Source organism: Streptococcus cristatus AS 1.3089 (assembly GCF_000385925.1).
GTDB classification, from domain to species: Bacteria; Bacillota; Bacilli; order Lactobacillales; family Streptococcaceae; genus Streptococcus; species Streptococcus cristatus_B.
Map to the genome: position 1 here is coordinate 2,080,703 of NC_021175.1, position 24,367 is coordinate 2,105,069.

A 24,367-nucleotide genomic window follows, 5' to 3' on the forward strand; every position below is an offset into this window, starting at 1 on the left:
CATTTATGTGCTACTTTGGAATTTTTTATTTCCGCAAACAAAAACCCCAGAATTTCTCTGGGGAGCTGGCTTATTCTTTACCAATACAATATTCTTGGTGCTCTTGCAAGCTTTCATCGGTCTGAATGGTCACTTTGGAAATGCCATAAGCTAAAAGCTTTTGGCGCAGGACAACCTGCGTTTCAGCCAGCAAATTAGGATTTTCCAGACAGATATGAAGCATGGCATATTTTTCCAAACCATCCGTTGTCCAAACATTGAGCTGGGTGATGGCTCGCACATTTTCCAGCGCTGCTATTTCCTGATAAAGCTGACTGAGGTCCACATCGCTGGGCACATGGTCTAGGAAAATCTGGATATTTTCCCAAAATTTTGGCAGAGCCTGACTGAGAATAAAGCCTGCGATGATGAGAGAAAGAAGCGGATCTAGGAAGTACCAGTCGGTGAAGCGCAAGATGAGGGAAACTACGATAACTGCTACCCAACCCAAGATATCCTCAAGAAAATGCAGGCTGAGAATGGATTCGTTGTGGCTGTGTCCATGACTGACCACTCGGCTGGCCGCTGTATTGACGACAATGGCGACAATCCCCAAAACTAACATGCCATCATAATTCACCTTCTCAGGCGCAAATAATTTAGGGACATTTTCCACGATCACCAAGGTTGATCCAACCAGCAAAATCACCGAGGTCAACAGGGCTCCCAGCAAGCTGTATCGTTTATAACCCAAGGTATATTCTCGGTCTTCTTTTTTTGTGGAAACCTTTTCAAAAAGAGTCGATAGACCAATAGCCAAAGCATCTCCGGTATCATGAACCGCATCGGCTAAGACAGCGCTGGAATGAAAGAGAAGGCCAAAGATAAACTCAATAATAGCAAAAGAAAAGTTTAACAGAAAGGCAATTGTCATATTTTTACTGGATTTCATGCGAACCTCCTTGTTTATTTTCCTAAGTAGATAATACTTATGGTATAATGTAATCAATACCGAACACTATGTTCAATTATATTATCTCCTATTATTAGAAAGGAAACAAGAGCCAGTTCATGTCCTTTGTCTCTTAGCAGACAAAAAGCTCTTTTTGTACGGAATTTCCATGGATAGACGAGTAAAAAAATCACGCGCAGCTATTTACCAAGCCTTTATCAGCCTGCTCAATCAGAAAAGCTACGAAAACATCACCGTTCAGGAAATCATTGATATGGCAGATGTAGGCCGCTCTACCTTCTATAGCCACTTTGAGACCAAAGAAACCCTGCTGGAGGAACTCTGCCAAGACCTCTTTCAGCATACCTTTATCGAGCGATCTGAAGGACGCGATTTATTTGAAGCGACAGCCCATATTTTCCATCACTTTCGGAAAAATCAGGATCGGATAGCCACCCTCCTCTTGGCTAAAAATACTTATTTCATCAACCGCCTGAAAATCGAGCTAGAGCGCTATCTCTTTCCCATGATTGAGCAGACATTATTGCAGAAAAAGGGCCATCTGCCTGAACATTTTCTCAAAAATTATGTGACGTCAACTTTTGTGGAGACGGTCAGCTGGTGGCTACAGCAAAGAAAGCAGGTCGATGAAGACACGATTTCCCACTATTTTCTAGACTTGATGAACTAATCTGCAATTTACCTGTCATTTTCAGGAAAGATGTGGTATAATCGTTCCTTGACGCACGAAAGGAGATTGATAACTCATGAAAAAAGAACACTCACCATTTTTAATTCCAGGTATTATCATGATTGGGGTTGCCTTGCGGGCACCTTTTACTGTTTTGCCTGTCGTTTTGACGGACATTGCTGATGGACTTCAGGTTCCAGTCAGTTCTCTAGGTCTCTTGACTAGTCTGCCTTTGATTATGTTTGCTCTCTGCTCAGTCTTTGCTCCGCGCTTGGCGCAAAAGATGAGCTTGGAAAAGCTGTTTGCACTTGTGCTAGTCGTCCTAACTCTAGGCTCACTGATTCGCGTGTTTAATCTTCCCTTACTCTATACGGGAACTATTATTTTAGGAGCGGCTATTGCTGTCTTAAATGTCCTTCTTCCGAGCTTGATTCAGGCCAATCAGCCACATCGAATCGGATTTTTGACAACCCTTTACATCACATCTATGGGGCTGTCGATTACGATTCTTTCTGCTCTAGCTGTTCCCATCGTTCAAATGAGCTCTTGGCGAGGTCTCATCTGGGTGTCGACTCTGATTTGCTTTGTGATTCTCTTGGTTTGGCTACCCAATGTCAAATATAGCCATCGCTTGGCTAGTAAGCAGCAAGGAAAACAAGAGCAAGGAGCTCTTCTGAAAAATCCAAGAGTCTGGGCCTTAATTTTATTTGGTGGTTTACAGTCACTACTCTTTTATACCAGTATGACCTGGTTGCCGACTTTAGGACAACAAGCCGGCCTTTCTACTGATACGACAGGCTTACTAGCAGCCATCTTTTCTCTGATTAGCCTGCCCTTTTCAATGACAATTCCTAGCTTGACAGCGCGCTTGAAGGCTCGTCAACGTCTGGTCATGATTAGCTTGGTTTCTGCGGCAGGTCTGATCGGCATTACCATGCTCTTGATTCGGACAAATTCCTTTGCTTATTGGCTGATTCTTAATCTCCTCATTGGTATGTCTGTCAGCGCCCTCTTCCCCTATCTCATGGTGACCTTCTCCCTCAAGACCTCTACGCCTGCGCAAACGGCTCAGCTATCTGGACTGGCTCAAACTGGAGGATACATCCTAGCCGCCTTCGGACCTAGTCTCTTTGGCTACAGTTTTGATCTGTTCCATTCTTGGATGCCAGCCATCCTCATCCTCCTCGGTCTGACCGTCATCATGACCATGAGCCTCTTTTACATAGAAAAATTTGACAAGATTCTATAAAACTTCTGATTCTCCATCAGGAGTTTTTTGTTGCCAAGTTTCTTGGTCGGATAGTAGCTTTTTCTTGGAAATCAGCAAAAAAGAGGCTGGGACAAAAAGATTTCAATTTTTAAAAATCTTAATTATTAAGCCCTTCAAATATATAATTAAATGCGAAAAGCGAACAAAGCAGAATTCTGATTACCAGAAAACTAGTTTTGTTCGCTTTTTATATTTGAGGTCGGACCTTTGTCCCACTCTCTTCATTGGTGATAATCGTAGGCAAGCCGAGGGCTGCCATCTGACAAATAAATCGTACCACACTGGCTGAAGCCGTAGCGGAGAATGGCTGCTTGCATCGGATGGTTATCCGCATGCGTATCGATTCGGAGATAGGAAATTTGCTGCAGGCAAAAGTCAAAACACTGGTAAGCCAGACCCTTGACTTGTCCATTTGAAGCCATACGGTGGATTGTACCGTAAGGCTCTGAAAAATGCCAAGCACCTTCAATCTCTTGGTAGGTCGGATCTGGTCCGATGATGAACGCAAAGATTCCAACAACTTGTCCAGCCTCTTCAAAGACATAGCAGTGACCTGCCCGAATATCTTCCTCTACCAGCTGACGATTCGGATAGGAAGCTGACCACTGATTTGGATTCCCCGTATTCCGCATAAACTCCCTAGCCTGACCAAAAATTGCTAAAATCGCTGGTATATCCTGCATTTCCGCCAAGCGAATCATGTCGCCTCCTTCCAGCCTATTACCTTATTTGACAAATTCCTCGTAGTTACCCGTGTAATTAGCCCACTCCTTACTGAAGAATTTTTCATTGATCTGATAATTCGGAGCAGGTTGAGGGTTAGAGACAAAAGGATCGACAGCCTTGTCGAAAGCCAGCCAGCCATTCCAACCCATGTGGATCGTGTCCTGCATAAAGTAAGGCTTATCGCCGTCCTTAGAAAAGTCAGCAATATTTGTAAAGCCTTGACTCTCCAGCTGGAACTTAATCTTCTCAACTGTACGCTGGTACATCTCTTCACTCAATCCAGTATAGGCCATCCATTTGGCATTGACTGGTGGAATGACAAAGATGACATTCGTATGAGATTTGGCAAATTGTTCCAAAACTAGCTGCAAATCATTGTACTCAGGAGACTTTTCGTAAGACTGTTTGGATTGGAATCCTTTGAACTTCTTGATTTTTCTAGCCAAACGCTTCTTATAAAAGTCGTTATCGATCCCTAAATCATTGTTATTAGTCTGCTTGACAGCATCTGCCGTAGCCAGTTTTTCCAATTCTTCATAGGAGAATTCATCTGGAAGGCGGGAAAGCTGAGGTAAAACCTTCGTGTCATAGTTGCCATTATTACCAGCAGCAAACGTGCTGAAAAAAGCATCCTCCCGCTGATAAATACGGCTCATAGTATGGATATACTGCTGCTCAAAAGAAGTCAGTTGGCTTCCATCGGCCACTTTCCTGACAATATCCCCCATAGCAATGTTGGGATAGAGCTGCAAAAGCCGCTGAGCTGCATACTGAGCGCCTACGCCACCGTCCTGAAAGCTAAGAAAACCAGCTAGCTGGTCGCTATTGAAATACTGCTGAAAAGCCGCCGCGTCATAGCCCTTTTTAGTAAACCATTGCGGAGAAACGACATAGACAGCCGTCTTATTTTCCAGCTCAGAGGTCATCTGCTGCATCCCAAAATATTGGTTGAGCGAAGCCGCCCCCCGCTGTCCTAGAAAATAAGGTCGGTAATTGCGGTCATACTTCTCAGCCAAAACAGCTGGGTGCATACTGTCAAAGCGCAGCCATTCGCTGGAGCCAAAGTAGGGCACAAAACGGGTATCTTGATCTGTCAGGGCCGTCATTTTTTTGCTACGGCTTTTGAACGTTTCTGCTGTAAGAGTCACAGCTGCCCGCTTCTCTGCTTCCACATCATGCTTTTTCTCAAGCGGATAGAAGAAAAAGAGTAGGGCGACCATGACCAAGGCGCAGAAGACCGGCCCCAGAATCAGCCAGAGTCGTTTAAGCATTACGAAGCTCCGTTACACCTTCAACGATTTTATTGGCTGTATTCCAGTCATCGCGGCCAAATTCTGATACTGGCACACGGATATCAAAACGGTTTTCCAGCTCAACAATCAGCTCGACCGTTCCCATACTGTCCAAAACACCGGCATCAAACAAATCCTCGTCCATCATGTCCGAAACATCTTCCATAAATAATTCGTCAATAATTTCAATTACTTCTGCTTTTACATCCATTATAGTTTCCTCGTTTACATTTTATTTTTTAAACCAAAGGTCATTCAAAAATCCTGAGAAGATCAAGAATGAGAACATGACAACATGGAAGGTGATAACAACCCCCAGCGCTTGGGTCCACTTGTTGTCAGGCAGGGCTGGCAGTCCCTTACTTTTACGCTCTTTATTGATGGTCTTTTTCTTACGGAGCCAAGCGTCATTGACCACCAAGCCCAGACCGTGGAAAAGACCATAGGCGATATAGTACCAGGTCACACCATGCCAGAAGCCCATGACCAACATATTGATCAGATAGGCCACACTGGAAGTCGTATTGCGGTTTTTAAAGACCTTGTTGCGCATGAGCACCATGACCAGCCGCATAAAGACAAAGTCGCGGAACCAGAAGGACAGGCTCATGTGCCAGCGATTCCAGAATTCCTTCAAATCGCGTGAAACAAAAGGCTTGTCAAAGTTGATAGGGCTCTTGATGCCCATGAGATTGGAAATGGCCACCGCAAACATCGAATAACCGGCAAAGTCAAAGAAGAGATCCAGACCAAAGACATACATGACGCCTAGCGTTCCTAGATTGAAGAAACCGCCAGTATAGAGGGCATAGGTCTTGACATGCCCTAAAATCATGTGGCCAAAGATATGGGCGAGGACAAACTTATAAAGAAAGCCCAGCATAATATACTTGACCGACTGCTCCAGCATATCCAAAAGCTCATCTCGCTCTGGTATTTGGAGATAATTTTCATTGAAACGCTTGAAACGATCAATGGGACCACTCGAAAAAGTGGGCATAAAGAGCATAAAGCGGAGAAATTCCCAGAGGCTGAAATCAGTCAGCACGCCATCCCTCAGCTCAATGATCATACCAACTGAGCGGAAGGTCAGATAGGAAATTCCCAGAAAGCCAAAGAGTGATTGGTGGCCGCTGATAGCCGGCTCAACCTTGACCCAGAATAGGGGCAGAACCGCCAATACTGTATGCAAATAAAATATCCACTTGCTGTCCCGCTTTTTGCGGTAGAATTTATAAGAATAAACCCAGACCGTCTGCCAGACGACATAAAAGAGCAGGGCATAAAGCTGCGCCAGACTAGGGCCGGTCAACATCAAGACGATAAAGGCCAAGCTGACCAAGGCTTCGTAGACTGGGAAGCGTTTTTTAAAGAAAAGTCCGATAAAGATTGGCAAAACAGCCAAGATAAGATAGAGGAAATACTGTGGGTCTCCGTAAGGCTCCAGATGAGGAAGCTGTTTCAAGAAATCCATCATGACTTGTTGACCTCACTAATTAGCCCCTTGATATCAATCTTACCGTTTGGTGTTAGGGGCAGAGATTCCCGATAGAGGAACTTAGACGGCATCATATAAGACATCATGATATCCTGTAGATCCTCCTTGATAGCCTTGGTAATATCGATTTCGCGGTCAAATTGCTCTGCAACACCGTCTTTCAAAATAACGTAGGCCAATAAGTTTTGAACCTTATGGTCCTTGTTGTAGCGTGGCACTGCTACTGCCGCCTCGATATACTTGGATTTGTTGAGGTTTTGAGATACGTCCTCTAGCTCGATGCGATAGCCGTTAAACTTAATCTGGAAGTCCATACGACCGCCATAGAGTAAGAGACCTTCATCAGTCATCGTACCCACATCACCTGTATGATAGGCTGGCAGCCCTTCAAATTCAAAGAAGGCTTCAGCTGTCTTTTCAGGATTATTGAGGTAGCCCTTAGATACAGCTGGTCCGCAGACAATGATTTCCCCCTGCTGACCATTCGGCAATTTTTGCCCATTCTCATCAATGACAAAGGTTGGAGAATCCGCCTTGGTATAGCCGATTGGCAGACGCTTGAGGGTCGCTAGCATCTCATCTGTGATTGCAACTGCAGACAGAGCCACCGTTGCCTCAGTCGGACCATAGGCATTGATAATACGAGCCTCAGGGAAACGCTCCCGCAATTTCTGGGCTGTCTTGACCGTCAGCTCCTCTCCATCAAAGTAAAAATGCGTAATGCCTGGCATCTTCTGGCTGTTAAAATCCTCCGAAAGCATGGCCATATCCGCAAAGGACGGTGTAGAAGTCCAGATTGCTACAGGGAGGCTGAGAATCGCTTCAAATAGCTGCTTGAAGTCCTGAGTCAGACTAGAAGGTAGGGCATAGAGAGTGCCTCCCAGCGCCAAAGTCGGTGCCCAGTACATAACTGACAAGTCGAAAGAATAAGGCGGTTGCGCCAGCATTTGCGGACGGCTTGGTGTCGCAAATTCCTTATCTGTAATCATCCAGTTGGTAAAGCTGAGCAAATTATCATGAGAAATTTGCACACCTTTAGGTTTACCAGTCGTACCAGAAGTAAAGATAATGTAGTAATTATCATCTCCCTTGACTGGATGACTAATCTCATAGGCAGTCTTCTCTGCGTAAGCCGCTCGAACCTGATCCAGACTGAGAATAGCTGCATCTGTATCAGCCAGCGGAAAATCTGCAATGGCGATAATCAGGCTTGGTTCAGCTACTTCCACAATAGCAGTCACGCGCTCCAAGGCTGAATGACTATCAATAGGAATATAGGCATGACCTGCCTTAGTCAAGGCCACAAAAGTAGCCAACATTTCATACTCCTGACCACCGTAAACAACGACTGGTGACTTGGGAGCCAGCCCCAAGCTATCAATCTTTGCGGCCAGTGCATCGGAATCGGCCTTTAGATCTCCGTAGGTATGAACTTGTCCGAGGACATTGTAGACAGGGAAATCTGGCTGCGTCTGAGCAAAGTGCTCAATTGCTTCAATCATATCTGTAATTGCTGTATTTGACATGTGTATAGTACTCTCTTACATTAAAATTCATTGTAGATAAAGCCACCTTGACCTTGACCAAGGTAACTAAAGAAATAAAGCAGGGCTACGAAAATCACAAAGTATAGCAATGTCTGCCCTACAAACTTATAAATCGTCTTATATTTCGTCATTTCATTCACTCTTATCTTTTTTTAGATAGACATAGATTATTTTACCATTTTATAGAGAAAGATTTCAATATAAAAGCTATCAATTGTGTAAAGTTCTTGTAAGGAAATAAAGCGGAAAAGAGTCACTTCCCTTATCTTTCAAGGATGAAATCCTTTTCAAAATCTATAAGTAAAATTTCTATATATTGCTTGACTTTCAGTACAAAGGGTGTTATCCTATGTATAGAAAATTTATATATAATATTTTTATATATAGGAGGTAGTACATGTATTTCCCTACATCTTCTACCCTGATAGAATTTCTGATTTTAGCGATTTTAGATAAAGAAGATTCCTACGGCTACGAGATTAGCCAGACCATCAAGCTCATTGCAGATATCAAGGAGTCCACGCTTTATCCTATCCTGAAAAAATTGGAAAAGAGTCAGTATTTAGAGACTTACTCTCAGGAATATCAAGGTCGAAAACGAAAATATTACTCTCTGACCCCAAGAGGTCAGAAACAACTGGTCAGCCTCAAAAAGGAATGGGAGCTTTATACCAGCACGATTAAGGGCATTATCGAAGGGAGTGTTCGCCATGACAAGAACTGAATATCTAGCCCAACTAGATAACTATTTGAAAAAGTTGCCAGCAAAAGACTATCAAGAAGCCATGGACTACTTCACCGAGTACTTTGACGAGGTCGGTCCAGAGGGCGAGGCAGCGGCTATGGCTGAGCTGGGCAGTCCAAAAGAAGCCGCTCACGAGATTATCATCAATCTTTTGGACAAAAAAATAGAAGAAGACAACCAAGAAACTGGCTCTGTCAAAAATAGCAAGCAGATCATCCAGATTGCTATTCTGTCCATTTTGGCAGCACCGCTGGCAATTCCCCTCCTGATTTTAGCTTTGACCTTGGTCTTTACTTTCTTCCTCCTCATCAGTGTCTTTGCTTTTGTTATGGCCGTCTTTGCTTTTGCTATGTTTGCCATAGGGGCGAGTCTGATTTGGGACAGCCTGACTCTCGGCATGACCACTTCTCTTCCTGCTTTTGCCCTCAGTTTGGGAATGAGCCTCTTAGCCTTGGGGCTGGCTGGACTCTTCTATCTCAGCATTGGTCCTATCCTTCGCTTTATTAAACTGAGCTTTGTCAAACTCGCTCAAGCCTTGGCACGGAAAGGAGGCCGTCATGTCTAAAGTAAGAAAAAATATATTCCGCTTTGCTATTGCTGCCTGTCTGCTGGGTATAGGTCTGATACTCGTAGGGCTAGCAAGTGGTGGTCTGCAGGATCTGATGAGGGGTTCAGCCGCTAGCACCAAGATGGCCAAGCAAGAAGAAACCTATGATAATATCCATTCCTTAAATCTAGAGCTCAACAACCGCTCGGTTGTAATTGGAGAATCGCCCGATGATAAGGTTCATTTGACCTATTATCAAGGAGACGGCAAGACAACTGAAAAAATCAGTACCAAGGCCGAAAATGGTAGTTTATACATTAAGGAATCCAGCTTTTTTATCAACATTAGCAGCAGTCTGCGCTCTTTACTGGGCTTGATAAATGGAGATTTGGAAAGGACTCAACAAGTTATCTTATCCCTGCCTAAGGGAAGGAACTTGGAAGAGGTTAAGGCCAGTTTGGCTAACGGCAGCCTATCAATCAATGACCTGACAATCAAAAAATTAAAAGCCGATCTCAGCAATGGTTCGATCGAACTCAGTCACAGCCAGATTCAGACCGGCAGCATTGAAAGTGCTAATGGCAGCATCGAGCTAGTCCAAACCAACCTGACCGATACTCAAATCAGTCTCGCCAACGGGAGTATCACTAGTGATAAACTAACCCTCAAGGGCAATATCAACATGTCCAGTGGCAATGGCTCCATCGATCTCCATCTCGCCGAAGAGACCTACAAAGCCATCTCACTGGATCTGCAGACAGATATAGGTGACATTGAACTACCCAAGGACATGCAGACCAGCCACGACCAAGAGGACTTCATAGGCGACCGGGTCATTCATACCAATGAACAGGCCCAAGCCAAGCTGTCCGCCCGCACCAGCACCGGCAGTATTGAGATAAGTCATTAAAAATAGAACGGAGCCTGATTGGTTCCGTTTTTATGGTCCAAATGGTAAAATAAGATAAAGAGGTGTTTCGAATGACAAACTATAAATGGCTATTTTTTGATATTGGTTCTACTTTAATCAATGAAGAGAAAGCTTATCAGGATAGGATTGAACAAGCAATCGCAGAAACAAATATCACTTATGATACATTTTATCAAAGAATGCTAGTCTTATTTCAAGAGGGGCTAAAGGGGGATTTAATAGCGCTACAAGAGTATAGTTTAGAACGACCAAAGTGGAAATCTGAGCTAGAAATACTTTATCCAGATGCAAAAATAGTTTTAGAAACTTTGCATAATCGCTATAAAATAGGTGTTATTGCTAATCAGCTACCTAACTTAGAAAAGCGGTTAGAAAACTTTGGTATCAGACAATGGATTGACCTGATTATCTCATCAGCTGATTGTGGATTTTCTAAACCTAGTTCTAAAATTTTTCAACTAGCCCTTCAACAAGCTTCATGTTCTGCTTCATCTGCTACTATGATTGGTGACAGACTTGATAATGATATTGCGCCAGCTAAGGCATTGGGCATGAAAACTATTTGGATAAAACAAGGATTTAGTGCATATAGTCCAATCCAATCACCATCAGAAGAACCTGATTTTACTGTAAATTCCTTATCGGACCTGCTAAAAATTCTCTAACCCCACCTTTACTTCCTATAGCCTTTATGTTATGATACTCTATAAAATTTCCCACAAGGAGGTCCCTATGAAAAAACTCACATCTGGCATGCACATTCGGGTCGTTAGCCCCTCATCGTCAATCGAACGCCTTGGTGGCTTTGAGGCCAATCTAGCCGCCAAGGAGCGCTTGGAAAAGCTAGGATTTACCGTGTCTTTTTCGGAGCATTATCTGGAAAATGATATACTAGGCTCTGCCTCCATCGAAAGTCGGGTGGCAGACATTCATGCTGCCTTTTCAGATGACTCCGTTGATGCTATTCTGGCCACCATCGGCGGTTTCAACTGTAATGAGCTCCTGCCCTATCTAGACTTTGATTTAATTGCTAGAAATCCTAAGATTTTCTGTGGCTACTCGGACACAACAGCCTTGCTTAACGCCATCTATAGTAAGACTGGCATGCAAACCTATATGGGTCCCTCCTACTCCAGCTTTAAGATGGATGCCCTGCAGGACTATCAGACCGATAGCTGGCTCAAGGCCGTCAGCCAGACTTCTTATGAATTGACTCCTAGTGAAAAATGGGGCAGTAATGCTTGGTATCTGCCAGATGCGCCACTGACCTTCCATGAGACAGAGTGGAAAGTCTACAACCATGGAAAAGCCCAAGCCACTGCTATCGGCGGCAATCTCTCCACCTTCTCACTCCTACGCGGCACCCCCTATGCCCCGACAGATGAAAACTATGTCCTCTTTGTTGAAGAGGCGGAGGAAGATGATTATGTGGAGTTTGACCGCAATCTAGCTGCCCTCCTTCAAGCCTATCCTAATCCACAGGCCCTTCTCATCGGCCGCTTTCCCAAAGAATGTCAGATGACAGAGGAACTCCTCCTTTATATCTTAGACAAACATCCAATTCTCAAACAAATTCCTGTCCTCTATGACTTGGACTTTGCTCATACTCAGCCACTCTTTACCATTACCATCGGTGCTCAGGTGACCGTAAATACGGAGAAGATGTCTATCAAAATTGACGAATAAACAAGAATCCCTCCTTCCAGCTGGAAGGAGGGAGATTTCTTTTTTGATTCTATTCAATTAAACTGTCATGATTAAGCTTAATGTCTACCAGGACCGCCACCTTGTCCGCCTGGGGCACCGCCACCACCAGGGCCATCTGCCGTGATTTCGGTTCGGCTTTGTCCATTAACTGTGATAGTCCCGCCCGTATAGGTAGCCTTGCCATCAAAGTCAAAGGCAGATACCGTGGACGTGATAGCTAGGTTTCCGCCTGTCATGATGATATCGCCGTTAGAGTCAAGGGCGTCTGTATCGCCTTGGCCGACCTCAACCTTGATATCACCACCAGTAATCTTGATGAAAATCTCAGCCCCCGTCGCCGTACTAGCTGCATTGATTCCATCATCCGTCGCATAAAGATCAAGTGTACCGCCGTTAATCGTGACATTTGTTCCCTCTAAAGCTTCGACACTGGACTTAACTGTGATAGTTCCACCGTCAATCACCGCTGCATTGCTGGCATGAAGACCATCATCTCCGGCATTAATCGTAATGGTCCCAGACTGGATATAGAGATTTCCGAGCGAAATGTCCTCGTCATTATCTGCGTGGATGGCATCTTCTGTCGCGGTAATATCCAGACTAGCCTCCTTGATGTTGATGGCATCATTGGCTGACAAGCCATTCTTGTAGCCTTTAATCGTATAAGTCCCGCCTGTGATACGCAGGTCATCATTAGATTCGACCGCGTTACCGTATTTTCCTTCGATGGTCAGACTGCCTGATCCGTTAAAGGTCAAGTCATCCTTACTATAAATGGCCGCATCATAGTCAGTATTAGTGTGATTGGCTGAGTCAGAAATGCTATTCTTGCTTCCTTCAGCTAGGGTAATAAAGGTTTTATCCGCATTTTCTACCACAATGGCTGCATCCGTCCCTGTTATAGTCACACCATCTAGGACGATTTGTACCTTGTCTTGATCGCCAGCCTTGACGACAATCTGCACATTTTCACTGCTGCCAGAGAGGACATAAGTCCCAGCTGCCGTAATGGTCACCGTGGATCCAGAAACGCTGGCTCCGTCACCAGATGTCTTGGCTGTGGAGCCGCTCAAGCTAATCTTGGTCGCTGTCGACTCATCATAAGAAGCATCCTGATCACGATCCGTGAAATGGCTAGATGTGTCTGTCTTTGTCGTACTGGTAGCCGTTTGAGTGGTCGTGGTACTAGCACTCGTAGGAGTGCTGGACTGGCTGGTCAAGCTACAAGCTCCCAAGATAACACTCATTAGCGCTAGGGGCACCATTAGTTTTATTTTCTGAACTTATTTTTTTCTTGCCTGTTTTCATGATTGGCCTCTTTCTAGATATTATAATTCATTTTCTTTCGTAATATAGCGGCTGATAGCAATCTCTAGATTTCCATTGCGCGTGCGCAAGGCATCGATGAGTTCTTTTTCGGTCATTCGACCATTCAGCTGAATGATGTATTTAAGCTTGAACAAGCTCCCCATATCAGAGGTTTTGACATTGGCTAGCTCAATATGATTTGCAGCTTTGTTAAAAATATCATCAAAAATGCTCTCATAATCCAGACTCTCTGGTATGACAATGGTCAGCTGGCGCATGGAATGCTTCATCTGCCCGAAATTGACCACCTCAAGCAGCAACATGACGAGCGACATGATGAGGGTAAAGACGGTCGCAAAGACCAGATAGCCCATTCCGATGGCAATCCCGATTGTCATGACCAGAAAAATGGACACCAGCTCCTTGGCCCCTCCCGGTGCGGAACGGAAACGAATCAAGCTGAAGGCCCCCATGACGGCAACCCCTGCTCCCAGACTTCCATTGACCAAGAAGATGACAATTGCAATCAAGGTCGGCAAAAGCGCCAAACTCATCACAAAGGATTTGCTGTAAACCGTCTTAAACTGGTAAACCTTGGCAACGACCAAGCCCAAAAGCAAGGACACTCCGATTGCCAGCATCATCATAGCCGGATCTACGGCCGTATCGGTAAAAATATCATAAAATAAGTGACTAAGCATGATTTACAACTCCTTTATAGTCTGTCGTTTTCTTGTAAGCAACCCCGTATTTGGAAAAGGAGCTTGGGAAGACCTGATGGCGATCCAAAATCTCACTCAGCCAGAGCGGATAGGCTCCTGGCACCTTGACTTCCATAATCACATGATGATCCGGCAGAAGATTTTCCCCGTAATGGCCATGCAAAAGGCTCAAATCATAGTTGCGGTAGGTCAAATCGTGGTCAATGGTAATCCGAACATTGGGATCCTCAATCCCCTTCATAGAATAGCGATTGTAGTAGATATACATCATGGGCTGCAGGCCACCGTAGCGCTGACTCAGCCAGTCGATTTCCTCACGAATCTGACAATCTTCAATCTTACTGTGATCGCCCTCCAAGTAAGCCTCGGCAGCCACTAGATCTGTCGAAATGCGGCGTTTGTAGACAATCTTACGCACTTTTTTCTTGATTTCCAAAAAGACTTGACTGTCTTCTCTCGGCTTTTCATCGTAGGTCCGCACGCGCAATTTTTCTTTAAAATAGGGCTTTTCTAAGGACTCACGAATCATTTGGTAGGTCGGGGTATCATAGTAAAGATTATTAATGGTCGAATAAGCATGCTCATCCTCCACCAGATGACCTTCAAGCTCGGTCAATAAATCGTACAAAGTTTCTTTGGAAATAATATATTTGGTTTCAAAGCGTTGAAATTTATCTTTAAATGTTTTTTTAGCCATGGATTCTCCCCTTGTCTTTCTTGTAACTAGAGCCATTTTACGGATGAAAACTTAAAGGAAGGCTAAAGAAAACTTAAAGAAAACAAAACATTCATATTTTCATACCGAATAAAATAGACTTGTGGAGAACATCTATACAATAAAATTCTCTGCTGTTTCACGTGAAACAAAAAAACTTGGTTCTGTTCACAAAACCAAGTTATTCCTTTCGAAGAGAAAATAGTCTGCACTCTTCTCTATCTTAAATGATTTTCTTCTTATCAGGGCGATAAGCTATTGTACCTAAAACCATGAAAAGCAGTAAAGTTGCGGTCAGGAAGGCCAGTTGACCACCGATTTGTCCATTCATTGAGATCGTTTCCCGCAGTCCTGACACCGCATAGCTCATCGGTAAGATTGGATTGAGCTTTTGGAAGATTTCTGCCGTTAGGGGCAGCGGATAAGTACCAGCGCTGGAAGCCAACTGCAAGAGTAAGAGGATTAAGGAGATAAAGGCCCCGACCTTACTATCCCAAGTGACCAGAGTCGTCACAACCGCCATAAAGGCCATGCTGGCTAAAACAGTCAAGGCCAGCGTCGTCCATTCATAGTTGGCCTCAAGACCAATCAAATGAACCGCTCCATAAACTAAGATACCAGCTAAAACAGAAATCAAGCCATTGACCTCCAGACGAGCCTTGAGCCAAGCTTTGCGAGAAGCTGGAACTTGGCCAGAAGGGAGCGTGCCGAAAATAACATTGGTCGAAATCGCTGCTACAAAAAGAGCAACAGAAATCATGTAGGGAGCCATACCAACACCATTTTTACCAACTTGATCTTTATCTATCTTTTTCAGCTCGACAGGACCAGCCAAGGCAGCTGCATTGTCCTCTGTCACTGAAAGATCGGACAATTGACCCTTGGCATCCGTCAACCCTGTATTTAGAGTCTGAGCACCGATTGATAAATCTCCCAGCCCACTAGTTAAAGTGAGACCACCAGTCGCTAACTGCTGAGAACCATCCGCCATTTGAGTGGCACCCGTAGATAATGTTTGCATCCCTGTGACCAAAGTTGAGGATTTATCATTTAATTGAGAGAGGCCTGAGCTGATTTGACCGATTCCTGAAGTCACTTGGTCATTATGGCTCGCTAGATTAGCCGCTCCTTGAGAAAGCTGATCAACCCCTGCAGTATAAGCTGCTACTCCCTGAGCTACTTGAGAAAGGCCACCTGTATAAGCCGTAATGCCTTGAGAAAGGGTCGCTGAACCAGTGCTGGCAGAGGACAGAGCTTCATTTACCTGACCTAGACCACCGTAGAGACCATTAATCATAGCTGAAGCACCTGGCAGGACTTGATTGGCTGCTGCCGACAGCTGACTTGCCTGACTGCTAGCTGTTTGCAAACCTTGGAGATTTGTTTGGATAGCTTGGACTTCCTGTACAATGGCTGCCGCCGCACTGCTGCTAGAATCCGTGCCACCTGCTAGAGCTGCTTTTAGTTCTTCTTGCTCACTGGCAGAGAGTTTCTGGTAAGCAGCTGTGCCTTCTAAAGCGGCCACGGCTGCCGCCCGATCACTTTGCGCACTACTTGCCAAAGACTGGGCATTGGTCGCAATAGTCGTGAGAGAAGCCGCAATTGTTTCCGTTGGCAAGCTCGTTCCCGATGTGGCATTCTGAATAGCTGTATTGAGCTGATCTAGACCTGTCGTCAACTGAGCAACCTTTTCTTGATTAGCAGTAACACTGCTATTAACGGACGATTGCAGTTCTGACAAACCACTATTTAGACGCTCCACACCAGCGACTAATTCCTGTGAATTGCCTGTCAGTTGGTTGGTTCCATTCAGTAATGTTTGTGACTGAGCGGTTAACTGACTGGCACCAGCTGAAAGCTGCCCAACTCCATCTGTATATTCTGTCATCTTGCTAGTAAAAGTCGGCAAGCCGGCATTGATCTGAGCCACTCCATTTGTGTATGCTACCAGACCAGTTGACAGCGCTGTGGCTCCATCTGAGAAGGTTAGGCTGGACTGAGCTAGACTTTCCAAGTTAGTAGACAGTTTTTGGCTGCCGTTTGCTAATTTCTGACTGCCTTCAGCCAATTTAGCTGTGCCATCCGCGGCTGTTCCAAGTCCACCTTTTAGCTTGTCCATACTCGCAAAAATGCTTGTCACATAGCTGTTCGTGATCTTCTGACTGACCGACTGCTTCATCGAAGTCATGGCAGAATCGCTCATTTTACTAGCGATAAAACTATGGCCACTGGATGTTTGATAATTAATCGTGACCTGCTTAGGCTGATTGTTCAAGATACTAGCCGCATTGGCTGACAGATCCTTGGGAAGAGTCACAACCATATAATAGTCGCCCTTTTCCAGTCCCTTCTCTGCCTGATCCGCATCCACAAAATGAAAATCCAATGCTGCATTTTTCTTCATATCTTGGATCATGTCTGAACCAATGGACAGGTCTTGTCCATATAGGCTCGCTTTTTGATCCTGATTGACCACCGCTACTGGCAAATCAGAAAGTTTGCCATACGGATCCCACATGGAACTCAAAAAAATCACATTATACAAGGCTGGAATCAAGGCAACTCCCAGCATGACCACTATAATCTTCGGTTTTTTGAAGATAGCTTTCCATTCTTTAAACATCTTTTCTCCTTTTTTATACACCTTGTCTAAAAATTTGATATAATAGATTATACACAATAAAAAAATTAAGGCAAGCAGAAAATTCTGTTTTTGTACATCTTGTCTAATTTTGTGCAATTCAATCATAAAGGAAAGATTAAAATGACAGAAAGTAATAAACGTAAAAAAACCAAGGCCATCATTGAGAAGGCCATGGTTGAATTATTGCAGAAGGAGTCTTTTGACCACATCACAACAGTCGAATTGGCCCGAGCTGCTGGCATCAGTCGCAGTAGCTTTTATACCCACTACAAGGATAAATATGATATGATTGAGCGCTATCAGCAAGGGCTCTTTCATCAACTAGAATACATCTTTGAGCACAATCGTGAAGATGTTGCAGTCGCTATCACAGAGGTCTTTCAGTTCTTGACCCAAGAGCCCCTTCTGGCTGCCCTCTTGACGGAAAACGGCACTAGAGAGATCCAAAATTTCCTCCGCCATAAGCTCCAATCCTTGCTTTCCCAAATCCTACAAGAACGGTTTCGAAACAAAGCTTTCAATCAAATCGAAAAGGAATACGGCATCGTCTACCTCGTTAATGCTTTCTTTGGCGTCTACCAAATGTGGATCTCCCGAGGCAGTAAAGAAAGCCCTGAACAAATGGCTGATCTCCTTTTAAAGATGCTATAAAATTTAACAACTAAAGAGAGAGTGGGACAGAAATCGGTAATTCGTTAGAATTCGATTTCGTTGTCCCACCTCCGCACAGTTGAGTAGGGCTGTAAAAGCTGATGAAATCAGCCTAGTAGAGCCCACTCAACCACTGCGTCTTGCTCGACAATCCAAAGACAATCGAGAGGCTGGGACAAGATGTCCCAGCCTCCTTTTTCTTAATCGGATAAAAAAGAAACCGAAAACGGCTTCTGAATAAATTTCCAATAGAAATTAAAGCATTTTGTTATCTTGCTAGATTTAGATAGAGAAAAGTAGGCCTAAGCCTGCTCTAAATCTAACTTGATTTTCTCAAAAACTATTAAATTTAAATAAGCTGAGAAAACATAAAGGGTAACAAAAAGGGGACTTAAATTGATGAGTTCAGTAAGCAAGTAAATTGCACCTGTCAAAGGTGCTTTTTATTTTACTTTTCTGTCTAAGGCCTAGATTGTTCTAAGCGCTATGAGATTGCTTTAATTGAGATAATTTCACTCTCAAAGAGAGAAATCTCAGTTGGTTCATCAGGGCTAGGATTGTCAATGAGGATAGTGATTTCATCTTGCTCATCATTGTCCATTTCGTCAATAAAATCTGTGACAAGTCCATTTATGATTTTACCATCACTATTTACTACCCGAACCCTTAAGTGTAAGTAGTTCCAAAGTTGTTTTCTCATTTTCATCCCTCTATCACTTGCTAAAATTCTAAAAAAGAGGCTTATAGCCTCAATAGGAAATGGCGGGACGGACATTCCCCACCTCTCAGATACCCTTTCGGGTGCGTGTGCGTCCGATATTTTTCTACTTCATTTCCTCAGTAATATTATATCAAAATGTTACAAAAAAAGCGCCTAATGGCGCTTTCCCATCTGAGTGCGACGTACTTAACATACGCTTAATTGCTTTAATCACAATCCAGATGTTTAAACAGTGTACTTATACCTGTAGTTCTATTCTATACCACGCGCGCGCTTTTGGCAAGTAAAAACTACGGTAAATTTAAAAAAGTATGATTCGGTATGTCTCGTAACTCACTGACCTGCTTTTCATATGAGTTCCATATTCTATTGGCTAAAATATCTGCAGCCTGTATTAAATAGTCATTCTCAGAAACACATGATTTAGTATGGACAACAAAATCACCTTCTAAAATAGGAGGATAAAACTTTCCGTAGTTAAAGTTTGTGATCCCATGCTTCAACTCCTCCAGGATCCCCTCGCCCAAACCATATAAACCATTCGTAGCAAAGCCTTGCTGATCAATATTCACAAAAAGCTCAATATCATCATTCTTGTTAATCAAGCCTTGCTCTATTAGCTTTTTGAACAGATTTTTTACCACCCTCTTTAAGGCATAATCTTTAAATCGCTGACGTGATTTTTTATCTCCCATGACACTTGCGTGAACGTTTGGTAAATTAACCGACACAGAAAAACTAATCTCATCTTTAAGAACCTTAAAGAGGGCATTTTTGTGCTTTCTTTCAATATTCGCCGCTTTGAGTTCTCCCTCTATAGCTTTAGCTTTTTTTATTTTTGTATTAAGGGAGCGATAGCGTTTTTTAGCAGATATTTTGTCCTCGTCAGAAATAAAGCAAAAACCTGCGTACACAAAGTAGTTATGATTTGAGTGAAAGACCCCTGAGTCATCTATAAAAATTGAAATTTTTTTCAACTGTTCTTCCTCATTAGTTACTAGCTAGAATTATACCACAACAATATCTTAATTCATAGCTTTTATAGTATCTCCTTAACTTTGATTTCAAAATAGCCCTTTTATCTCCGTCTTATCCACTAAGTGTTCTATGGCTTTTTGCCTTACTCGATATACCGAGGCTGTAGATACACCTATTTCCTCAGCAACCTGCCAAGCGTCGAGAACATTCAAGTAGAACAACCTGAGAACAGAACGCTCAAGCGGATTGGCCAGCTTATCGATCAGCCTAGATATTTCCATTCTCTCTTCAGTAAGTCGCTCAATTCTCTGTAAAGTGTCCTCTTTTAGTTTTAGAACACTTATAAGGTTATTCTCGGCCGTATTTACCCGACTTGTTTGTACTCTGGTAGTGCTCAGTTCTTGCTTTTTGATAATACCACTTTCTAAAGCTGCAAGCTCTAAATATAAGCCCTCTATTTCTTTATTGATCCACTTAACGCCCTCTAGTTTTTCTTTTACCTGCTCTGGTGTCATGCCTTGGCCTCCTCTATGATATAATAATATTGTTGTGATTTTAGCTGGGGCGGAGCGCCTTGGCTTTTTTTGCATTTTCTCGGGCTTCGCTCTAGCTTCAAGTTCGTAGGTAAGGGATAGCCCCCCGTATCTCCTTATGGTTTGATAGGCAATTAAGGTAAGTTATTTCTTTCCTTATCTGCTTGTCGTTTCTCAGGGAGTTAAGGAGGGTTATTATTCTTCTTATCTGCTTGATAAATGATAGGGGGATATATCCCACTTTCTCGAGGTTTGCTCGAGGTTCAAGCTATATAATCTTCTCTGTTCAAGAGCTATTTTCTCGGCGTTCGCTCGGAGTTCAACACACATAATCCTGCCATTTGTCAGGCATATTTTTTGCCACTACCTTACCAAAACCTTATGATTGATCCCGTTACTTAAATCATTTTCTTTTATTACTTGGTCCAAGAAATTGAATAGCAACCAGTCAGGAGCTTTTCCATGTCTTTCTGTACATTCTTCGTCATATCTTTTTAATTCTCCAAGCAAATTCTCAACATTCCTATTAAAGAAATCCTCATGACTTGCCTCTTGTTTTCTATACGCCTCAGATAATTTGTAAAACTGAGTCCATAGCTGACTAATAGTTGATCTACAATCTTCAGCAATCTCTGTCGCTCCATCATGATTTTTAGCTATATGCCACTCTGATAGAATATCTAGTTTTTCCTCAACAAGTTGTAACCCTTTTTCAAATTCTTCAAAGTATGTGTTCATGTTTTTTCCTCGATCATATTTTATTTTCTACAGTTGCTCCAGGACTTTCTCCCAAATTTGGGAAAGGTTCCACCAGCTTTTTAATGTCTTTCTTGCAATTGCTCACTGCCTCACGCTCTCGGTCGCCAATATCTGAAAGCGTGAGAAAGTACCAGTTTAAAGAGTTAGCGCTCTCTCGTTTGGGCACAAATCACTATTTTGTGATATAATTAAATAAATACCTAACTAAATCCCATACTTGCTATTTGTGGTTTTAGTTGTTTAAGTGAAAAGCCTTGCTGATTTGGTCGTCGGTTAAGGCTTTTTGTTTTAAGTAACTTTTCGTAACTTTATTTGTGAAAAAATATTTCTTCTAGGGTCACTTGAGGAAATAATGGAAGTATCATTTCTTTAATAACAATTTTTTCATTATCTCGGAATTCAACCTTGCCATTCTCCTTGTTACGGTATGCGTTGATAGAGATCCCCAACTTATTAGCCATTTCTTTTTGGCTTAAATCTAGCATATTACGATAACCTTTTACTTTGTTTATCGATGACATCTTTTCACCTCCCTTCGTCACTTTTCGTAACCATTTTACTCTTTGTCGGATAAATTGTCAACAAATAAGTGTAACTTTTCGTAACTTTATTTTGTTAAATCTACAAGAAAGTGGTATAATTTGATACGAAAGGACTTAAACTTATGACACAAGAAGTTGATAAAAAAATCCTTGGGCAGCGTATCAAAGCTATTCGTTTAGATAAAGGAATGACTTTAGAGGAATTTGGAAAACTTTTCGGAACGTCCAAAAGCATTGTCTCTAGGTGGGAAAGTGGTATCTCTTCACCAAATCCTGAACGTCTAAAAACGATTGCTAAAGTTGGCGATATGACTGTTAGCCAACTGTTACACGGTGAACTAGGAAGGAGTCATTATAACTGGGAAGCTGTAGAAGAACTTTTTAAAAAAATTTTTAATGGTGCCCCTATTGATAAAACAGCCTTACAAAGAGCTCAAACAGTTGTTGACAAGGCTTTCTTCTTAAATTTTGGTATAGAAGATATAGTTAATATCTATTTGTTCCAAAAAGATACATCTAAGCCTTTGGAAAGTCTTGAAGACTTGCAAGATTATTTTGAACAAACAGCTGAGGGGTTATCAACTTATTTGGAAGGTGCTACTGGGACAGAATTAATAGATTTAGAAATGCAGATAGCATTTTTAAAAAGTTATGCATCTAAAATTAAAAAATACCTTGAAACTGGTGAATGGGCTTCTGATATTTTAGCTAATTTGAAAGAAAAACAAGACATCAAATAACCCCTAAAATGCTCTCTAAGCGATTTTATAGATTAGTAATATAAATTTATCATTACACCTAAAACAAACGAAAATAGGCCTATTCTCGTAACTCTCAGCGCCATATAAAAACAATATTCATAAATACTTAACTAAATCCCATACTTGCTTACTGATGTTAGAAAGGTATGACTATGAATATTACAGAATACAAAAAGAAAAGCGGTGCTACAGTATACCGTGCAAGTGTTTATTTAGGCGTTGATAAACTTACAGGGAAAAAGGCGAGGACAACAGTCACGGCCAACACTAAAAAGGGCGTTAAAATCAAAGCCAGGGAGGCAGTCAATGCTTTTGCAGCTAATGGATATAGCGTAAAGGAAAAACCGACCATCACAACCTATAGGGAGCTGGTCGCTTTATGGTGGGAGAGTTACAAGAATACAATCAAGCCAAACTCCCAGCAATCCATGGAGGGGATCGTAAGGCTTCATATTTTGCCTGTATTCGGTGATTACAAGCTAGACAAGCTCACTACTCCTATTATTCAGCAGCAAGTCAACAAGTGGGCTGACAAGGCCAATAAGGGCGAAAAAGGGGCGTATGCAAACTATAGCTTTCTAAACAATATAAACCGCCGTATTCTCCAATATGGCGTGACTATGCAAGTGATCCAGCATAACCCTGCGCGTGATGTTATTATTCCACGTAAACAGCGAAACAAAGAAAATAAGGTCAAGTTTTTCAGCAACCAGGAACTAAAACAATTCCTGAATTACCTCGACCTCGACAGCTTAGACCTCTCCAGCTATGAGAATTTCTTTGACTACGTGCTCTATAAGACCTTACTTGCTACTGGTTGCCGTATTGGTGAGACTTTAGCTCTTGAATGGTCTGATATTGACCTAGAAAACGGTACTGTCAGCGTATCTAAGACTTTAAATAGATACCAGGAAACAAATACACCTAAATCAAAAGCTGGCCTAAGAAATATTGATATTGATAAAGCTACTGTTTTGCTACTCAAACAATACAAGAACCGTCAACAAATCCAATCATGGCAATTAGGACGATCTGAGGATATTGTCTTTACCCCATTTATCACAAAATACGCCTATGCTTGCCTACTCAGAAAAAGACTACAAAAACATTTTAAGGCTGCTGGTGTGCCTGATATTAGTTTCCATGGTTTCCGCCATACTCACGCTACTATCATGCTCTACGCTGGTATAGAGGCTAAAGACTTGCAATATAGACTAGGTCACTCTAATATCTCTATGACTTTAAATACATACGTACACGCCACTAAAGAAGGGGCTAAAAAAGCCGTCTCAATCTTTGAGGCAGCTATCAGCAAACTATAAATAATAAGGGTGCCCCATTTGGAGCTACCCTATTACTATACCTAAAATCAGTTATGGGTAACTAAAAGGGTAGTAAAATCAAAAAAAGCACTCTAGGATAGAGGCCTAAAGTGCTTAATATCAAGGCTCCAAAGCCTATCTTGTTTAATAAAATATTACAACATTTTGTTGTAGAATTCAACGACAAGTGCTTCGTTGATTTCTGGGTTGATTTCGTCGCGTTCTGGCAAGCGAGTCAATGAACCTTCCAATTTTTCAGCGTCGAATGATACGAATGCTGGACGTCCAAGAGTTGCTTCAACAGCTTCAAGGATTGCAGGAACTTTCAATGATTTTTCACGAACTGAGATCACTTGACCTGGAGTTACGCGGTATGATGGGATATCAACGCGTTTTCCGTCAACAAGGATGTGACCGTGGTTTACGAATTGACGAGCTTGACGACGAGTAGTCGCAAGACCAAGACGGTAAACAACGTTGTCCAAACGACGTTCCAAAAGAAGCATGAAGTTGAAACCAAGGATTCCGCCTTTGATTTTTGTAGCTTGTACGAACAAGTTACGGAATTGTTTTTCACCTACACCGTAAGTGAAACGAAGTTTTTGTTTTTCAGCCAATTGCAAACCGTATTCTGACAATTTAGAACGGTTGTTTGGTCCGTGTTGTCCTGGTACGTAGTTACGACGTGCCAATTCTTTACCTGTACCTGTAAGTGAAAGGCCAAGGCGACGAGCTTGTTTCCAAGATGGTCCTGTATAACGTGACATATGTATGTCCTCCTAAAAATAAAAATATTTCGGTGGAAATAGTCACTTAGAAAGCCCTG

The 24,367-nt window shown here is 42.7% G+C and carries 27 protein-coding genes; 10 read left to right on the forward strand and 17 right to left on the reverse strand.

Annotation, left to right across the window (positions count from 1 at the left end):
• Nucleotides 1-70: 70 nt before the first annotated feature.
• Nucleotides 71-931: a cation diffusion facilitator family transporter gene (locus tag I872_RS10320; RefSeq protein ID WP_015606034.1), complete on the reverse strand. Its 861-nt coding sequence runs from the start codon at nt 929-931 to the stop codon at nt 71-73.
• Nucleotides 932-1,100: 169 nt separating this feature from the next.
• Here I872_RS10320 and I872_RS10325 point away from each other — a divergent pair, with 169 nt between their 5' ends.
• A complete protein-coding gene (locus I872_RS10325) occupies nt 1,101-1,622 on the forward strand; it encodes a TetR/AcrR family transcriptional regulator (RefSeq protein WP_015606035.1) in 522 nt (173 codons plus the stop codon).
• 76 nt (nt 1,623-1,698) lie between these two features.
• Nucleotides 1,699-2,871: a CynX/NimT family MFS transporter gene (locus I872_RS10330; protein WP_015606036.1), complete on the forward strand. Its 1,173-nt coding sequence runs from the start codon at nt 1,699-1,701 to the stop codon at nt 2,869-2,871.
• Nucleotides 2,872-3,113: 242 nt separating this feature from the next.
• On the opposite strand, the gene I872_RS10335 is transcribed toward I872_RS10330, so the two are convergent.
• From I872_RS10335 to I872_RS10360, 6 genes are read right to left on the reverse strand one after another with little or no spacing between them, the layout of a single operon-like run.
• The gene (locus tag I872_RS10335; RefSeq protein WP_015606037.1) at nt 3,114-3,593 is read right to left on the reverse strand and encodes a GNAT family N-acetyltransferase; all 480 of its coding nucleotides are present in this window, start codon (nt 3,591-3,593) and stop codon (nt 3,114-3,116) included.
• 24 nt (nt 3,594-3,617) lie between these two features.
• Nucleotides 3,618-4,889 carry a D-alanyl-lipoteichoic acid biosynthesis protein DltD gene (gene dltD / locus I872_RS10340; protein WP_015606038.1) on the reverse strand — a complete coding sequence of 424 codons (1,272 nt, stop codon included), beginning with the start codon at nt 4,887-4,889 and terminating at the stop codon, nt 3,618-3,620.
• Nucleotides 4,882-5,121 carry a D-alanine--poly(phosphoribitol) ligase subunit DltC gene (gene dltC / locus I872_RS10345; RefSeq protein WP_005591431.1) on the reverse strand — a complete coding sequence of 80 codons (240 nt, stop codon included), beginning with the start codon at nt 5,119-5,121 and terminating at the stop codon, nt 4,882-4,884. The genes dltD and dltC overlap by 8 nt, the downstream gene beginning before the upstream one ends.
• A gap of 21 nt (nt 5,122-5,142) precedes the next feature.
• On the reverse strand, nt 5,143-6,387 hold the full coding sequence (dltB, locus tag I872_RS10350) for a D-alanyl-lipoteichoic acid biosynthesis protein DltB (RefSeq protein ID WP_015606039.1): 1,245 nt from the start codon (nt 6,385-6,387) through the stop codon (nt 5,143-5,145).
• Nucleotides 6,384-7,934 carry a D-alanine--poly(phosphoribitol) ligase subunit DltA gene (gene dltA / locus I872_RS10355; RefSeq protein WP_015606040.1) on the reverse strand — a complete coding sequence of 517 codons (1,551 nt, stop codon included), beginning with the start codon at nt 7,932-7,934 and terminating at the stop codon, nt 6,384-6,386. The genes dltB and dltA overlap by 4 nt, the downstream gene beginning before the upstream one ends.
• Before the next feature lie 20 nt (nt 7,935-7,954).
• Nucleotides 7,955-8,086 (reverse strand): teichoic acid D-Ala incorporation-associated protein DltX, encoded by a 132-nt coding sequence (locus I872_RS10360; protein ID WP_005591428.1) that lies wholly within the window; start codon nt 8,084-8,086, stop codon nt 7,955-7,957.
• Between the two features lie 266 nt (nt 8,087-8,352).
• On the opposite strand from I872_RS10360, the gene I872_RS10365 reads away from it, so the two are divergent.
• From I872_RS10365 to I872_RS10385, 5 genes are all read left to right on the forward strand, one after another.
• A complete protein-coding gene (locus tag I872_RS10365; RefSeq protein ID WP_015606041.1) occupies nt 8,353-8,679 on the forward strand; it encodes a PadR family transcriptional regulator in 327 nt (108 codons plus the stop codon).
• Nucleotides 8,666-9,265, forward strand: coding sequence for a DUF1700 domain-containing protein (locus I872_RS10370; RefSeq protein ID WP_015606042.1), 600 nt, complete (start codon nt 8,666-8,668; stop codon nt 9,263-9,265). The genes I872_RS10365 and I872_RS10370 overlap by 14 nt, the downstream gene beginning before the upstream one ends.
• On the forward strand, nt 9,258-10,157 hold the full coding sequence (locus I872_RS10375; protein ID WP_015606043.1) for a DUF4097 family beta strand repeat-containing protein: 900 nt from the start codon (nt 9,258-9,260) through the stop codon (nt 10,155-10,157). Before I872_RS10370 ends, I872_RS10375 begins: the two co-directional genes overlap by 8 nt.
• Nucleotides 10,158-10,228: 71 nt before the next feature.
• Nucleotides 10,229-10,843 (forward strand): HAD family hydrolase, encoded by a 615-nt coding sequence (locus tag I872_RS10380; protein ID WP_015606044.1) that lies wholly within the window; start codon nt 10,229-10,231, stop codon nt 10,841-10,843.
• Between the two features lie 67 nt (nt 10,844-10,910).
• On the forward strand, nt 10,911-11,864 hold the full coding sequence (locus tag I872_RS10385) for a S66 family peptidase (protein ID WP_015606045.1): 954 nt from the start codon (nt 10,911-10,913) through the stop codon (nt 11,862-11,864).
• Nucleotides 11,865-11,941: 77 nt separating this feature from the next.
• Here I872_RS10385 and I872_RS10390 read toward each other — a convergent pair whose 3' ends face one another.
• From I872_RS10390 to I872_RS10405, 4 genes are all read right to left on the reverse strand, one after another.
• Nucleotides 11,942-13,150, reverse strand: coding sequence for a carbohydrate-binding domain-containing protein (locus I872_RS10390; protein ID WP_015606046.1), 1,209 nt, complete (start codon nt 13,148-13,150; stop codon nt 11,942-11,944).
• A 63-nt stretch (nt 13,151-13,213) separates the two neighbouring features.
• A complete protein-coding gene (locus tag I872_RS10395; RefSeq protein ID WP_015606047.1) occupies nt 13,214-13,894 on the reverse strand; it encodes a DUF4956 domain-containing protein in 681 nt (226 codons plus the stop codon).
• Nucleotides 13,887-14,612, reverse strand: coding sequence for a polyphosphate polymerase domain-containing protein (locus I872_RS10400; RefSeq protein WP_015606048.1), 726 nt, complete (start codon nt 14,610-14,612; stop codon nt 13,887-13,889). Before I872_RS10400 ends, I872_RS10395 begins: the two co-directional genes overlap by 8 nt.
• 241 nt (nt 14,613-14,853) lie before the next feature.
• A complete protein-coding gene (locus I872_RS10405) occupies nt 14,854-17,253 on the reverse strand; it encodes a YhgE/Pip domain-containing protein (protein WP_015606049.1) in 2,400 nt (799 codons plus the stop codon).
• Between the two features lie 141 nt (nt 17,254-17,394).
• Between I872_RS10405 and I872_RS10410 the strand changes: the two genes are divergently transcribed.
• Nucleotides 17,395-17,925 (forward strand): TetR/AcrR family transcriptional regulator, encoded by a 531-nt coding sequence (locus tag I872_RS10410; RefSeq protein ID WP_015606050.1) that lies wholly within the window; start codon nt 17,395-17,397, stop codon nt 17,923-17,925.
• Nucleotides 17,926-18,409: 484 nt separating this feature from the next.
• Here the strand turns inward: I872_RS10410 and I872_RS10415 are convergent, their stop codons facing one another.
• The 5 genes from I872_RS10415 to I872_RS10435 all read right to left on the reverse strand — a co-directional run bounded on the left by I872_RS10415 (nt 18,410) and on the right by I872_RS10435 (nt 21,437).
• Nucleotides 18,410-18,625 (reverse strand): hypothetical protein, encoded by a 216-nt coding sequence (locus I872_RS10415; RefSeq protein ID WP_041826933.1) that lies wholly within the window; start codon nt 18,623-18,625, stop codon nt 18,410-18,412.
• A gap of 311 nt (nt 18,626-18,936) precedes the next feature.
• Nucleotides 18,937-19,623 (reverse strand): DUF3800 domain-containing protein, encoded by a 687-nt coding sequence (locus I872_RS10420; protein ID WP_015606052.1) that lies wholly within the window; start codon nt 19,621-19,623, stop codon nt 18,937-18,939.
• An 87-nt stretch (nt 19,624-19,710) separates the two neighbouring features.
• Nucleotides 19,711-20,139 carry a DUF1492 domain-containing protein gene (locus I872_RS10425; protein WP_015606053.1) on the reverse strand — a complete coding sequence of 143 codons (429 nt, stop codon included), beginning with the start codon at nt 20,137-20,139 and terminating at the stop codon, nt 19,711-19,713.
• 381 nt (nt 20,140-20,520) lie between these two features.
• The gene (locus I872_RS10430; RefSeq protein WP_015606054.1) at nt 20,521-20,895 is read right to left on the reverse strand and encodes a hypothetical protein; all 375 of its coding nucleotides are present in this window, start codon (nt 20,893-20,895) and stop codon (nt 20,521-20,523) included.
• Nucleotides 20,896-21,224: 329 nt separating this feature from the next.
• Nucleotides 21,225-21,437: a helix-turn-helix transcriptional regulator gene (locus I872_RS10435; protein WP_015606055.1), complete on the reverse strand. Its 213-nt coding sequence runs from the start codon at nt 21,435-21,437 to the stop codon at nt 21,225-21,227.
• A gap of 143 nt (nt 21,438-21,580) precedes the next feature.
• Here I872_RS10435 and I872_RS10440 point away from each other — a divergent pair, with 143 nt between their 5' ends.
• Together I872_RS10440 and I872_RS10445 are read left to right on the forward strand one after the other, a co-directional pair.
• Nucleotides 21,581-22,198, forward strand: a complete 618-nt coding sequence (locus tag I872_RS10440) for a helix-turn-helix domain-containing protein (protein ID WP_015606056.1) — start codon at nt 21,581-21,583, stop codon at nt 22,196-22,198.
• A gap of 173 nt (nt 22,199-22,371) precedes the next feature.
• Complete coding sequence (locus I872_RS10445; RefSeq protein WP_015606057.1) at nt 22,372-23,541, forward strand: tyrosine-type recombinase/integrase; 1,170 nt, start codon at nt 22,372-22,374, stop codon at nt 23,539-23,541.
• 155 nt (nt 23,542-23,696) lie between these two features.
• Here the strand turns inward: I872_RS10445 and rpsD are convergent, their stop codons facing one another.
• Nucleotides 23,697-24,308 carry a 30S ribosomal protein S4 gene (rpsD, locus tag I872_RS10450; RefSeq protein ID WP_000092756.1) on the reverse strand — a complete coding sequence of 204 codons (612 nt, stop codon included), beginning with the start codon at nt 24,306-24,308 and terminating at the stop codon, nt 23,697-23,699.
• Between the last annotated feature and the right edge of the window lie 59 nt (nt 24,309-24,367).

Excerpts from the sequence above, each read along its gene's own strand:
- I872_RS10320 (WP_015606034.1), bottom strand. The coding sequence starts at position 931 with ATGAAATCCAGTAAAAATATGACAATTGCCTTTCTGTTAAACTTTTCT.
- I872_RS10325 (WP_015606035.1), top strand. The coding sequence starts at position 1,101 with ATGGATAGACGAGTAAAAAAATCACGCGCAGCTATTTACCAAGCCTTT.
- I872_RS10330 (WP_015606036.1), top strand. The coding sequence starts at position 1,699 with ATGAAAAAAGAACACTCACCATTTTTAATTCCAGGTATTATCATGATT.
- I872_RS10335 (WP_015606037.1), bottom strand. The coding sequence starts at position 3,593 with ATGATTCGCTTGGCGGAAATGCAGGATATACCAGCGATTTTAGCAATT.
- dltD (WP_015606038.1), bottom strand. The coding sequence starts at position 4,889 with ATGCTTAAACGACTCTGGCTGATTCTGGGGCCGGTCTTCTGCGCCTTG.
- dltC (WP_005591431.1), bottom strand. The coding sequence starts at position 5,121 with ATGGATGTAAAAGCAGAAGTAATTGAAATTATTGACGAATTATTTATG.
- dltB (WP_015606039.1), bottom strand. The coding sequence starts at position 6,387 with ATGATGGATTTCTTGAAACAGCTTCCTCATCTGGAGCCTTACGGAGAC.
- dltA (WP_015606040.1), bottom strand. The coding sequence starts at position 7,934 with ATGTCAAATACAGCAATTACAGATATGATTGAAGCAATTGAGCACTTT.
- I872_RS10360 (WP_005591428.1), bottom strand. The coding sequence starts at position 8,086 with ATGACGAAATATAAGACGATTTATAAGTTTGTAGGGCAGACATTGCTA.
- I872_RS10365 (WP_015606041.1), top strand. The coding sequence starts at position 8,353 with ATGTATTTCCCTACATCTTCTACCCTGATAGAATTTCTGATTTTAGCG.
- I872_RS10370 (WP_015606042.1), top strand. The coding sequence starts at position 8,666 with ATGACAAGAACTGAATATCTAGCCCAACTAGATAACTATTTGAAAAAG.
- I872_RS10375 (WP_015606043.1), top strand. The coding sequence starts at position 9,258 with ATGTCTAAAGTAAGAAAAAATATATTCCGCTTTGCTATTGCTGCCTGT.
- I872_RS10380 (WP_015606044.1), top strand. The coding sequence starts at position 10,229 with ATGACAAACTATAAATGGCTATTTTTTGATATTGGTTCTACTTTAATC.
- I872_RS10385 (WP_015606045.1), top strand. The coding sequence starts at position 10,911 with ATGAAAAAACTCACATCTGGCATGCACATTCGGGTCGTTAGCCCCTCA.
- I872_RS10390 (WP_015606046.1), bottom strand. The coding sequence starts at position 13,150 with ATGGTGCCCCTAGCGCTAATGAGTGTTATCTTGGGAGCTTGTAGCTTG.
- I872_RS10395 (WP_015606047.1), bottom strand. The coding sequence starts at position 13,894 with ATGCTTAGTCACTTATTTTATGATATTTTTACCGATACGGCCGTAGAT.
- I872_RS10400 (WP_015606048.1), bottom strand. The coding sequence starts at position 14,612 with ATGGCTAAAAAAACATTTAAAGATAAATTTCAACGCTTTGAAACCAAA.
- I872_RS10405 (WP_015606049.1), bottom strand. The coding sequence starts at position 17,253 with ATGTTTAAAGAATGGAAAGCTATCTTCAAAAAACCGAAGATTATAGTG.
- I872_RS10410 (WP_015606050.1), top strand. The coding sequence starts at position 17,395 with ATGACAGAAAGTAATAAACGTAAAAAAACCAAGGCCATCATTGAGAAG.
- I872_RS10415 (WP_041826933.1), bottom strand. The coding sequence starts at position 18,625 with ATGAGAAAACAACTTTGGAACTACTTACACTTAAGGGTTCGGGTAGTA.
- I872_RS10425 (WP_015606053.1), bottom strand. The coding sequence starts at position 20,139 with ATGACACCAGAGCAGGTAAAAGAAAAACTAGAGGGCGTTAAGTGGATC.
- I872_RS10430 (WP_015606054.1), bottom strand. The coding sequence starts at position 20,895 with ATGAACACATACTTTGAAGAATTTGAAAAAGGGTTACAACTTGTTGAG.
- I872_RS10435 (WP_015606055.1), bottom strand. The coding sequence starts at position 21,437 with ATGTCATCGATAAACAAAGTAAAAGGTTATCGTAATATGCTAGATTTA.
- I872_RS10440 (WP_015606056.1), top strand. The coding sequence starts at position 21,581 with ATGACACAAGAAGTTGATAAAAAAATCCTTGGGCAGCGTATCAAAGCT.
- I872_RS10445 (WP_015606057.1), top strand. The coding sequence starts at position 22,372 with ATGAATATTACAGAATACAAAAAGAAAAGCGGTGCTACAGTATACCGT.
- rpsD (WP_000092756.1), bottom strand. The coding sequence starts at position 24,308 with ATGTCACGTTATACAGGACCATCTTGGAAACAAGCTCGTCGCCTTGGC.